The sequence below is a fragment of the Aeromonas sp. R6-1 genome, from assembly GCF_040908165.1.
Lineage (GTDB): Bacteria > Pseudomonadota > Gammaproteobacteria > Enterobacterales > Aeromonadaceae > Aeromonas > Aeromonas caviae.
In genome coordinates this window covers 124,519-135,829 of sequence record NZ_JBFODF010000044.1, presented here as the reverse complement: position 1 = coordinate 135,829, position 11,311 = coordinate 124,519, and the positions used below count along the sequence as shown (strand labels likewise).

Here is an 11,311-nt window from a genome sequence, read left to right as displayed (position 1 = left end):
CTCGACTTGCATGTGTTAGGCCTGCCGCCAGCGTTCAATCTGAGCCATGATCAAACTCTTCAATTTAAGTTTGGTTGCTTCGAAAAGCGGCTCAACGAATTGCTGAATTAACTGCTGCAACTAAAAGTTGCTTTGGTCACTTCATCAGACATTGATATCAAAAATTGTTTTTGATGCTCGATGCTGCGAGTGCCCACACAGATTGCTTGATTCAAATTGTTAAAGAGCGTCACGCTTATCGCGTTGAGGAGGCGCATCTTACGCTCCTCACCTCGAAAGTCAAGCGGTTGTTTTCGCTTTTCTTTCGGCGCCCACTTCGCTAGGAAGCTGGCTCATCAGTTCGGCGTGGTCCGCCGTGCTGGTAGGGGCGCATTATAGGGAGCCGCGCCGTGATGACAAGAGCTTTTTGTAAAAATGCGCTCGTTTGCTGAAAAAGCAGGCTAAACCCCATGAAATGAGAGTTTACCCCAGTTTCATGCCGCTTTTTTGTTCATACCGTCAGTCTGGGCCTGAATGTAGTTGACCCAGCTGGTCGCCCTGTCTTGCCAGTTGTTCTGCTGTTGCAGCTCGCGAGCCAACACCAGCGCCTGAGCATATTGTTCTTTATTGAGGTGTGCCTGCACCAGCAGGGCCTTGGCTCTGTTGCCCTGCTCTCCCTTCACCGACTTGATGGCCGCGAGCTGGGTCATGGCGGCATCCGTCTTGCCTTGTTGCAGCAGCAGTTCGGCGGCACGCATGGCGGCCTTGGGGTGAGCATGTTCCCGGGCAAGCAGCTGCCAGCTGTCCACAGCCTTCGGCCACTCACGTGCCCCTTCCCACAACTGGGCCAGCAATTGGCGATTCTCGGCGCTCTGCTTCATCTGTCCCTTGGCCATGGCAGACTCCAGCAGACGCGCACCGCGATAGGGCAGTCCCTGCCAGGCATACAGGCGGATCAGCTGGTTGCGGGCGGCAGCATCATCCATCAGTTGACGGTCGATGGCAGTTTGCAGCAGTGCAAGCGCTCGATCACCACGCTTGGCGGAGAGATTGAGCGACACAGCCTGCTGCCACCACTTGCTCTCTTTCGGCTCGCGGCGGATCAACTCTTCGGCCTGATCCGCAGCCACGCCGTAACGCTGCAATGCAGTGAGGGCGGAGAGGCGGATGATGGCTGCCTGCTTCTGCCAGCTTTTCTTCAACAGTTGTTCACTCTGGCTGGCTGCCTCGCCGTACTGCTTGTTGTGGTAATAGAGGCCAGCCAAGCGCAGACGCAAGGCATCGTCAGCCTTGATGGCCAATGCGGCCTTGTAGCTGGCGATGGCGCCGGACCAGTTGGATTGCTGGGCCTGGATATCCCCTCGCAGACGCAACAACTGAAGTCGTTGCTGCTCTGGCCACTCTTTATAAGCAAGAGCCTGCTCCACGTAGCGACTCGCCTGTGCGGTCTGCTGCAGGTTGGCGGCCAGAGAGGCTTGTAACTGCGCCAGCCAGGCGTGCTCAGCCTCGGAACCGGGTTTGAGCACAGCCGCCTTGCTCTGGGCCTGTTGCCACTGGCCGGATTGATAGAGCTTCATCACGGGCTCCAACTGGCGGGAGAAATGAGGGCTCACCTCCATCGCCAGACAGGCTTGGCTGACCAGGGCCAGCAGACAGATCCAGATCCGCAACATGGTTATGACTCCAATTTGAATTTGAGCGTGATGACTTGCACCAGCTTGTCGGTGGCGCCCGGCCTCGGCTGATAGCGCCACTTGTTGATCGCCTGAATGGCCGCTCGCTCGAACTGGCGCTTCGGCTTGGCCTCGACCACCTCCACATCCTGTACCCGCCCATCGGCATCGACGCTGAAACGCAGGGTCACCGCCCCCTCGATGCCGGCCTGCTGGGCCCGGTAGGGATAAACAGGCTCAACCCGTTGCAGTGGCATCAAGAGGTCACCGGCACCGATTCCAGCGCCCTGCTGCTGACCATGGAAATTGCCGCTCGCGACCGGAGTGGGACTGGTCGCCACGCCAGGGGCAGAGACCTGTACCGCACTCAGGGTCGAGACCAGATCCAGGCTCGGCTGTACCGAAGGCAACGGGGCCGCCGCCGGCATGGGCAGTGGCGTCGAAGCCAGCGCGGCAGGCGGCTCTGGCAGGGGTTCCGGCTCCTGGGGTACCGGCCGCTCACGCACCTGTACCTCGGTCACCTCGTTCTGCATGTTGATGACGATGGATTTCTGCTCTGTGGTCGCCTTCTCCCCTCCGGGCGGTTCCACCAGGGTGGCCATGAACAACAGGATGCCCAGACTGAGGGCGATCCCCAGTCCCAGGCTCATCAACTTGTGTTTCATTTCGGTGCCACCGCCACGGCGATGTTGGCGATGCCTGCCGCCTTGGCTTCATCCATCACCCGCACCACCTTGCCGTGGGGTACCCGTTCATCGGCCTGGATCACCAGGCTTGCCTCGGGCTGCTCCGCCAACAGTCGGGCGAGGGTGGCCTGCACCCGCTCCACATCCACCTGTTTGCGGTCGAGGAAGATCTGCCCCTGAGCGCCGATCGCCAGCATGATGCTGGACGATTTCTGCGCCTTGGCCTGGCTGGCCTGGGGTCTGTGTACCTCAAGCCCGGCTTCGCGCACGAAGGAGGTGGTCACGATGAAGAAGATCAGCATGATGAAGACGATATCCAGCATGGGGGTCATGTCGATCTGCACTTCATCGCGCTGGCGTTTGGATTGCCGTCTCATTGCATTACCTTCTCTTCTCGCAGGCCGTCCCGGGTCTTGGCCAGCGCACGCTTGGCCTGACTCTCGAGCCGGCTGAGTAACAACACGCCGGAGAGGGCCACCACCATGCCTGCCATGGTGGGGATGGTGGCGCGGGAGATCCCGCCCGCCATGCTCTCCGGGTTAAAGCGGTTGGCCGCAGCCAGCGCATCGAATACGCCTATCATGCCGGTCACTGTACCCAGCAACCCCAGCATGGGGCAGAGCACCACCAGGGTGCGGATGAAGATCAGATGACGGTTGAGCGCCAGCTCCACTTCTGCCAGCCAGCGCCCGCGAATCGCGCGAGCGTGCCAGCTGTGACGCTCGCGACGCGCCTGCCAGCGGCCCAGCAGCTCACGCTGCAACGGTGCAAACCCCAGGTTGAGGTAGAGCAGCCGCTCGATCATCAGAATCCACATCAGCACCAGCAAGGCCAGAATGACCCAGAGCACCGGGCCGCCACGGCCCATGAAGCTCTGCAACTGCTGCCAGATGTCGAGCATCATGCTACCCGCTCCACCCTGTCACCATTGCTTTCGGCCCGCTCGGCCAGGATTCCGGCCACCTGCTGTTCCAGCACGTTGGAGAGCTCGGTGAAACGGGACTGCAACAGGCTGTGGGCCAGGATCAGCGGAATGGCCGCTACCAGACCCTGCACCGTGGTGACCAGGGCCATGGAAATGCCGCCCGCCATGATCTTGGGATCGCCGGTTCCGAACTGGGTGATGGCCTGGAAGGTGCCGATCATACCGGTCACTGTCCCGAGCAGACCCAGCATGGGGGCGATGGCCGCGATCACCTTGACCATGCCGATGCCGCGCTCCAGGCGAGGGGTCTCCTGCAGGATCGCCTCATCCAGACGCAGTTCGAGGGTCTCCATGCTCAGTTCTGGATGCTTGTCAGCCACCGTCAGCACCCGGCCGAGGGCGTTGTCGGCATGATATTCACCGCTCTTGAGCTGGCGACGAACCCGACCCAGTTCGCGAGAGAGGCTCCACAGCCGTACTCCAGCGATCCCCAGGCCGATGGCTGCCAGCAGCACGATGATGGCGCCGACCTGGCCGCCCTGCTGGACTTGCTGCCAGAAGGTGGGCGCCTGGGCCAGCATATCGAGCAGAACACCGTGGGAGGGATCCAGCGGCAACGCTTCTCCCTCCTGACCCTGATAAGCGGCCACAGCGGAAAGCACGCTGCCTGGCAGGCCCAGCACCGGACTCAGGCCTTCGGCCTCCGGTTGCAAGAAACCCGCATCGCCCAGCAGGGCGAAGCTGCCGATCCGGGTCAACGTCTGCTCGCTGGCAACGCCCTGGGCATCGAGCACCTTGCCGTTGAACTGGGCAACCCGGCCCGATTCGCGGATCTCCTGCAGCAAGGTGGCTGGCAGCAGGGCAAGGGCGGCGCGATCAGGCACCTGTTTATCCTGTGCCATGGTTTTCAGCGGGGCGAGACGATCAGGATACTGGCCCTCGACGGCGGATTCGCTCAGCAACTTGACCGCATCGCTGGCGCCCTGACGGGTGACCGCAAAGATGTCGTTCATGTCGCCGGAGGCTTGCTCCCACTGGGTATTGAGCTCCACCAGCTGCTTTTCATTGGCCGCGAACTGACTGGCCAGCTCCTTGCTCAGGCGCTGGGCCTCGGCCAGCTTGGTACGGGCAGTGCTCAGCTCCCTGGAGACAGACGCCAGATCCTGCTGAGCCTTCTGTTCACGGGCCTGTTCCTGCTGCTGCCAGGCTTCCTCGGCCACGGCGGCTGTGGTGCCCAGAGAGAGGGCGAGGGCAAGGGGTAACCACTTCATGGTGACGCTCATGACTGGGCCTCCTGACCACGGCTGACGGAAAGGGGGACATTCAACAACTGGGGAACTTTCTTGTCGGCAGCCATTTCCAACGCCTCGGCGATGGGGGAGAGCCACTGGCCGTCGAGGGCTTGCCACTGCTTGTGCTCGGCAGACCAGCGCCACGCCTGGGAGCGATCGGCGGTCATCGCCAGCAGGGAGACCCGGCCCAGTGCCAGCACGTCGACCCGGCGCGGTGCGCCATCCAGCACCAGCTCGGCGGAATAATGGTCCAGCCTGCTGCCGTATTCGGCTTCAATCTGATAGGCCTGCAATAGCTGGCGGAACTTCTCCGCCTCGCTCACATCGGCTCTGGCCAGTGTCGCTTTCAAGGCAGCAACCCGCGCCAGACGATCCTCCCTGCGCAGCGGGATGTCATCCTGTACCAGCTGTTCCAGATCGGCTTGCATCTGCAGCATCAGGGGGACAAGCCCCTGTCTGGTCTCCTGTACCGCCTCCAACTGCTGGTTCAGCTTGCCCAGCTCGTTTTGCTGATCGGCCACCAGAGACTGCATGTAGCGGTTGTAGGCTTCCAGATCCCGCAGTTGTAGTTGGGCATTTTGCAGCTCAATCCTGGCGGCGACGGCGCCATCGGCGGCTTTCTCCACACGCAGCTGGGAGGCTTTCCCGGCGGCGATGCTGTTTTTCAGTGCCGGTGCAACCAGCTCGTCGGCGCCAGCAGCAAAGTGGACTGACAGTGGCAACAAGGCCAAACCCCAAAACTTGTTCATGATATAAATCTTAACAATGATAACTATTCTCATTGTCTCAAAGAGTAGGGTCACTGGCAATCAGATGATTTTCTTGGCCTCTGGCCGAAAAAACAGGATACTTTTTAGACAAGTACGGGAATAACTGGCGTTGGTAGTCGCAACACCATTTTAAATAACTAAAAAATGTCTTTTCGATCAGCAAGATAAGTGATCGAAAAAGGAGACTTACATGTTTAACGATGCGATCTGGGAACACATAGATCGGTTCACCAAGGCGAAGAAGACCAGCGAGATCCAGCAACAACTGGAGCGCTTCAGTCATCAGATGGGGTTTGATTACTTCCGTTTGCTGATTATTTTCCCTATCAGCATGCAGAAATCCCATGTGGCCTTGTTCAACAACTGCCCCACCAGCTGGTTTGATGCCTATTCGGAACGGCACTACCTGACCCAGGATCCGGTCGTCTTCCTGGGACTGAAGCAGACCCAGCCCATCTTCTGGAACAAGCTCGATTGCGATGCCCCCTGGTTGCCCAGCGCCAGCAGGGAGGTGATGAACCTCGCCGCCGACTTCGGGGTGAGGAACGGCGTCTCCTTCCCGCTGCACACGCCGCAGGGGGAACACGGCATCCTCTCTTTCATCAGCAAGGAGAAGTCCAATTCCGATCTGATGTTTGAAAACGTTCCCCTGCTGTCATTCTGCGCCAGCTACATCTTCAACTCGGCCCTGACCCTCATCAAGGCCAGGCCAGACCTGATGAAATACCTGGCCGAGCTGTCGGATCGGGAGAAGGAGTGCCTGTTCTGGGCCAGCGAGGGCAAGACCTCCTGGGAGATCGCCACCATCCTCGGCATCAGCGAGCGAACCGTGAACTTCCACCTCAATCAGGTCACCAACAAGACGGACTCGCGCAACCGCAACCAGGCGATCGCCAAGAGCATCTCCAGCGGCATCATTGTGCCTTCCCTGGACGACGTCACCATCACCAACCTGCGGCTGTCGTAGCCTGTTTTGCCAAAACAAAAAGAGCCGCAATGCGGCTCTTTTTTCATTTCCGGCGACGGCTTATTCCACAGTCACGGATTTGGCCAGGTTGCGCGGTTGATCCACGTCGGTGCCCTTGATGAGGGCGACGTGGTAGGAGAGCAGCTGCAACGGCACGGTATAGACGATCGGCGCGATCATCTCTTCCACGTGGTTCAGGCTCATCACCCGCATGGTCTCGTCGCTCTTGAACCCGGCGTCCGCATCGGCGAACACATAGAGGATACCGCCACGGGCACGTACCTCTTCCACGTTGGACTTGAGCTTCTCCAGCAGATCGTTGTTCGGCGCCACGACGATGATGGGCATCTCGGCATCGATCAGCGCCAGCGGGCCATGCTTCAACTCACCGGCGGCATAGGCCTCGGCGTGGATGTAGGAGATCTCCTTGAGTTTGAGCGCCCCTTCCATGGCGATGGGGTACTGGCTGCCACGACCGAGGAACAGGCTGTGGTGCTTGTCGGCAAACTCTTCGGCCAGAGTCTCGATCTGCTTGGCCAGGGCCAGGCTCTCCTTGATACGCACAGGCAGGGCTTGCAGCGCCTTGACCAGTTCGGCCTCGGCGGCGGCGCTCAGGTTGCCACGGCAGTGACCGACGGAGGCCACCAGCATCAGCAGACCGGCCAGCTGGGTGGTGAACGCCTTGGTGGACGCCACCCCGATCTCGGCACCAGCCCGAGTCATGAAGGCCAGGTCGGATTCGCGCACCAGGGAGGAGCCCGGTACGTTGCAGATGGCCAGGGAGCTCATGTAACCGGATTCCTTGGCCAGGCGCAGGGCGGCCAGGGTATCGGCGGTTTCTCCGCTCTGGGAAAGAGTCACCAGCAGGCTGTTGGGGCGCACCACCGACTTGCGGTAGCGGAACTCGGAGGCGATCTCCACGTCGCAGGAGACGCCGGCGATCTCTTCAAACCAGTAGCGGGCCACCATGCCGGAGTTGTAGGAGGTGCCGCAGGCGACGATCTGGACGTGCTCGACCTTGTCGAAAATGGCGCGGGCGCCGTTGCCGAAGGACTCGACCACCACGTGATCACTGCCCAGGCGGCCTTCCAGGGTGTTGGTGATGGCCTTGGGCTGCTCGTAGATCTCCTTGAGCATGTAGTGTCGGTATTCGCCCTTGTCACCGGCATCGTGGGAGAGCTCGGACTCCAGCTCCTCGCGCATCACGGCCTCACCGTGGGTATCGAAGATGTGCACGTCGCGGCGGGTCACTTCGGCTACGTCACCCTCTTCCAGGAAGATGAAGCGGCGGGTCACCGGCAGCAGGGCCATCTGGTCGGAGGCGATGAAGTTCTCGCCGATGCCGCGGCCGATCACCAGGGGGGAGCCGGAACGGGCCACCACCACGCGGCTGTCGTCACGGCTGTCCATCACCACGGTGCCGTAAGCGCCGCGCAGCTGCTTCACCGCTATCTGCATGGCCACCAGCAGGCTGGGGGCGGATTTCAGCTCGTGGTGCACCAGGTGGGCGATCACTTCGGTGTCGGTGTCGGAGCTGAAGACATAGCCCAGCGCCTTCAACTCTTCCCGCAGCTCTTCGTGGTTCTCGATGATGCCGTTGTGCACCACCACGATATGCTCGGAGACGTGGGGGTGAGCATTGCGCTCGGACGGCTCGCCATGGGTAGCCCAGCGGGTGTGGGCAATGCCGGTACCACCGTGGACGGGCTGCTCTTCCAGTGCCTTGGCCAGTTCGGCCACTTTGCCGAGGCGACGCACCCGCTGCAGCGGCTGGTTGGCGCTGAACACGGCGACACCGGCCGAATCGTAGCCACGGTATTCCAGACGGCGCAGGCCCTCTACCAGGATTTCAGCCACATCACGTTGGGCGACGGCCCCGACGATGCCACACATAGACTTCTCCTTGAAACGTAAGACGTTAATTCGGTTGGATAATGGTTTGTTCAGGTCACACGGCCACGGGGGCGCAAATCAGCGTGATCCCCCTGGCCTGAATCTGTTCTCTGGCCGCATTGCTCAGCCCCTCGTCGGTCACCAGGGTATGGATGCCGGACCAGGGCAGCTCGAGATTGGGGATTTTTCGGCCGATCTTCTCCGACTCCACCATGACGATGACCTCCCGCGACACTTCGGCCATGACCCGGGAGAGGCCCACCAGCTCGTTGAAGGTGGTGGTGCCCCGCTCCGGGTCGATGCCATCGGCGCCGATGAAGAGCTGGTCGAAGTCATAGGAGCGCAGCACCTGCTCCGCCACCTGCCCCTGGAAGGATTCGGAATGGGGATCCCAGGTCCCGCCAGTCATCAGCAGGGTGGGCTCGTTTTCCAGCTCGCGCAGGGCACCAGCCACATTGAGGGAGTTGGTCATGACGATGAGGCCGCGCTTGTTGCCCAGCATGGGGATCATGGCGCTGGTGGTGCTGCCGCTGTCGATGATGACGCGGTTGTGATCGCGGATCCGCTCGGCGGCGGCGCGGGCAATGGCCAGCTTTCGATTCGAAACTTGTTCCGGGTTGCTGTCCACCACCATCTCGCTGGGGAGGGGAACGGCACCGCCGTAGCGACGCAGCAACAGGCCACCGGTCTCCAGCACCGCCAGATCTTTGCGGATGGTCACTTCGGAGGTGGCGAAGTGTTTGGCCAGGGCATCGACGCTGACTTCCCCCTGATCCTGCACCAGACTCACTATGGTGTGACGGCGCTGCTGTGTGTTGCGTTTGGTCATTTATAAGTTTCGATTCGAAAGAATGGCGAAATATTAATGCCTTTTCGGGAAAAATCAAACGGCAAATAGGATCCGATTTGGTTCGATGCCAGAATGAGGAACCGATTTGCGACGAGGACGCCATGCAAAAACGACTCATCTGGCTGGTGGAAGATGAAGCCAGCATTGCCGATACCCTGCTCTATGCCCTGCAGACCGATGGTTTCGAGGTGGAGTGGTTCCCCCTCGGTCAGCCGTTGCTGGCGCGACTGGAACAGACGCGACCGGATTTTTTGATCCTGGATGTGGGGCTGCCGGACATCAGCGGTTTCGAACTGTGCAAGCGGGTGCGGGCACTGACCGATATTCCCCTGATGTTTCTCACCGCCCGCAGCGAGGAGATAGATAGGCTGATCGGGCTGGAGATAGGGGCAGACGACTATGTGGCCAAACCCTTCTCGCCCCGTGAGGTGTGCGCCCGGGTGCGGGTCATCCTGCGCCGCAGCCAGCCCGCCCCCTCCCAGCCGATACAGCCACTCGCCCTGGACGAGGAGCGGGCACGAATCTGCTTCCTGGGCCAGCCCCTGACGCTCACCCGCTATGAGTACCTGCTGCTCAAGACCCTGATGCAGGCGCCGGGTCGGGTCTACTCCCGCCAGCAGCTGATGGATCTGGTGTGGCAGGATGCGGAAGAGAGTCTGGATCGCACCGTCGACACCCACATCAAGACCCTGAGAGCCAAGCTGCGGGAGCGGGACCCTGACGCCAACCTGATCCTGACCCACCGCGGGCTGGGCTACAGTCTGGAGCTGGCATGAACTCGGGGTGGCCGGGCATCGGCAGGGGAATGAGATGAGAATCGGATTGCAACTGCTGTGCGGCCTGGTGCTGATCTTCGCCCTAGCTGCCTGGTTCGTGCTGGAGATCTTCGTCGAGGAGATCAAGCCCGGGGTACGCAGCGCCACCGAAGATACCCTGGTGGACATGGCGCAGATGCTGGCCCCCCTGGCCCTGGACGACATGCAGGAAGGAAAGATGGCGAATGGTCGGCTGGCCAGCGCCTTCGCCCGCCTGAACCAGAGTCCCATCAATGCCCTCATCGATGGCCACCTCAAGCAGCAGGCGGAGTACCGCATCTATGTGACCGACGCAAAAGGCAGGGTGGTCTACGACTCGGACGGGGTGGATCTGGGCAAGGACTACTCGCGCTGGAACGACGTCTACCTGACCCTGCGTGGCGAATATGGCGCCCGCAGCACCCGCACCGATCCCGACGATGCTGCCAGCTCGACCATGTATGTGGCAGCTCCGCTGCGGGAAGGGGCCGAGATCATCGGCTCCCTCACCGTCGCCAAGCCCAACAGCACCCTGCAGCCCATGATAGAGCGCAGCGAACACCAGTTGCTGAAAGGGGCGGCCCTGCTGCTGTTCATCTCGCTGCTCATCGGCGCCTTGCTGGTGTGGTGGCTCAACCGCGCCATCGGCAAGCTGGTGCACTATGCGGATGCAATCAGCCAAGGTCAGCCCGCCAGCCTGCCGCGCCTCTACAGCCCCGAACTGGACAGGCTAGGCCACTCCCTGGAGACCATGCGCCGCCAACTGGACGGCAAGGCCTATATCGAGGCCTATGTCCACAGCCTGACCCACGAGCTCAAAAGCCCGCTGGCGGCCATTCGCGGGGCGGGGGAGATCCTGGCCGAGGCGCCGCCGCCGGACATCGCAAAGCGCTTTATCGGCAACATCAATCTGGAGACGGCCCGCATGCAGCAGCTGATCGAACGCATGCTGCAACTCGCCCGCCTCGAATCAGGGCAGGGGCTGGACAGACAATCCGTCGAGCCGGCCCGGCTGGGCAGACGGGTGCTCGACGCCCGCCAGATCCAGGCCCAGCGCCGCCAGATCGCCCTGCATGCCGAGCTGGGGGAAGGTCAGAAGCAGAAGTGGGATCCCCTGCTGGTGGAGCAGGCCCTTGGCAACCTGCTGGACAACGCCCTCGATTTCGCCCCCGCCGGCAGTACCCTAGTGCTGAGCGGCGCCATGGAGGAGGGGGGTTATTGCTTCCGGGTGCGGGATCAGGGTCCAGGCATTCCCGACTTTGCGCTGCCCAGGATTTTCGAGCGTTTCTACTCCCTGCCAAGGCCAGACAAGGGCAAGAGCAGCGGCCTCGGGCTCAGTTTTGCCATGGAGGTGGCACGCCAGCATGGCGGCCATCTTGCTCTTGCCAATCAGCCGGGCGGGGGGGTGCTGGCCACTCTCTGGCTGCCCGGCAACTGAGGACACTTCACACCAAGCACACAGAGCCGGGCTAAGCTGCACCT

General features: G+C 61.4%; 11 protein-coding genes and 1 rRNA gene. 3 read left to right on the top strand and 9 right to left on the bottom strand.

Annotation, left to right across the window (positions count from 1 at the left end):
- The 7 genes from AB5Y68_RS14905 to AB5Y68_RS14875 form a co-directional block, all read right to left on the bottom strand.
- Positions 1 to 66, bottom strand: a 16S ribosomal RNA gene (locus tag AB5Y68_RS14905); the annotation flags it as partial.
- Between the two features lie 407 nt (positions 67 to 473).
- Positions 474 to 1,652: a hypothetical protein gene (locus AB5Y68_RS14900; protein WP_039040618.1), complete on the bottom strand. Its 1,179-nt coding sequence runs from the start codon at positions 1,650 to 1,652 to the stop codon at positions 474 to 476.
- 2 nt (positions 1,653 to 1,654) lie between these two features.
- A complete protein-coding gene (locus AB5Y68_RS14895) occupies positions 1,655 to 2,317 on the bottom strand; it encodes an energy transducer TonB (protein WP_029313347.1) in 663 nt (220 codons plus the stop codon).
- Positions 2,314 to 2,715 (bottom strand): biopolymer transporter ExbD, encoded by a 402-nt coding sequence (locus tag AB5Y68_RS14890; protein ID WP_010672232.1) that lies wholly within the window; start codon positions 2,713 to 2,715, stop codon positions 2,314 to 2,316. The genes AB5Y68_RS14895 and AB5Y68_RS14890 overlap by 4 nt, the downstream gene beginning before the upstream one ends.
- Positions 2,712 to 3,242, bottom strand: coding sequence for a MotA/TolQ/ExbB proton channel family protein (locus AB5Y68_RS14885; protein WP_010672233.1), 531 nt, complete (start codon positions 3,240 to 3,242; stop codon positions 2,712 to 2,714). Before AB5Y68_RS14885 ends, AB5Y68_RS14890 begins: the two co-directional genes overlap by 4 nt.
- Positions 3,239 to 4,546, bottom strand: a complete 1,308-nt coding sequence (locus AB5Y68_RS14880) for a MotA/TolQ/ExbB proton channel family protein (protein ID WP_039040619.1) — start codon at positions 4,544 to 4,546, stop codon at positions 3,239 to 3,241. Before AB5Y68_RS14880 ends, AB5Y68_RS14885 begins: the two co-directional genes overlap by 4 nt.
- Positions 4,543 to 5,304: a DUF3450 domain-containing protein gene (locus AB5Y68_RS14875; RefSeq protein ID WP_039040620.1), complete on the bottom strand. Its 762-nt coding sequence runs from the start codon at positions 5,302 to 5,304 to the stop codon at positions 4,543 to 4,545. The genes AB5Y68_RS14880 and AB5Y68_RS14875 overlap by 4 nt, the downstream gene beginning before the upstream one ends.
- Before the next feature lie 211 nt (positions 5,305 to 5,515).
- Here AB5Y68_RS14875 and AB5Y68_RS14870 point away from each other — a divergent pair, with 211 nt between their 5' ends.
- Positions 5,516 to 6,292 (top strand): LuxR family transcriptional regulator, encoded by a 777-nt coding sequence (locus AB5Y68_RS14870; RefSeq protein WP_010672236.1) that lies wholly within the window; start codon positions 5,516 to 5,518, stop codon positions 6,290 to 6,292.
- Between the two features lie 60 nt (positions 6,293 to 6,352).
- Here AB5Y68_RS14870 and glmS read toward each other — a convergent pair whose 3' ends face one another.
- Both glmS and AB5Y68_RS14860 read right to left on the bottom strand, forming a co-directional pair.
- On the bottom strand, positions 6,353 to 8,185 hold the full coding sequence (glmS, locus tag AB5Y68_RS14865; protein ID WP_039040621.1) for a glutamine--fructose-6-phosphate transaminase (isomerizing): 1,833 nt from the start codon (positions 8,183 to 8,185) through the stop codon (positions 6,353 to 6,355).
- 55 nt (positions 8,186 to 8,240) lie between these two features.
- The gene (locus AB5Y68_RS14860; RefSeq protein WP_039040622.1) at positions 8,241 to 9,014 is read right to left on the bottom strand and encodes a DeoR/GlpR family DNA-binding transcription regulator; all 774 of its coding nucleotides are present in this window, start codon (positions 9,012 to 9,014) and stop codon (positions 8,241 to 8,243) included.
- Between the two features lie 122 nt (positions 9,015 to 9,136).
- Between AB5Y68_RS14860 and blrA the strand changes: the two genes are divergently transcribed.
- Positions 9,137 to 9,811 (top strand): beta-lactam response regulator transcription factor BlrA, encoded by a 675-nt coding sequence (gene blrA, locus AB5Y68_RS14855; RefSeq protein WP_039040623.1) that lies wholly within the window; start codon positions 9,137 to 9,139, stop codon positions 9,809 to 9,811.
- Positions 9,812 to 9,845: 34 nt separating this feature from the next.
- Positions 9,846 to 11,267 (top strand): beta-lactam sensor histidine kinase BlrB, encoded by a 1,422-nt coding sequence (blrB, locus tag AB5Y68_RS14850; protein WP_039040624.1) that lies wholly within the window; start codon positions 9,846 to 9,848, stop codon positions 11,265 to 11,267.
- The last annotated feature ends 44 nt before the right edge of the window (positions 11,268 to 11,311 follow it).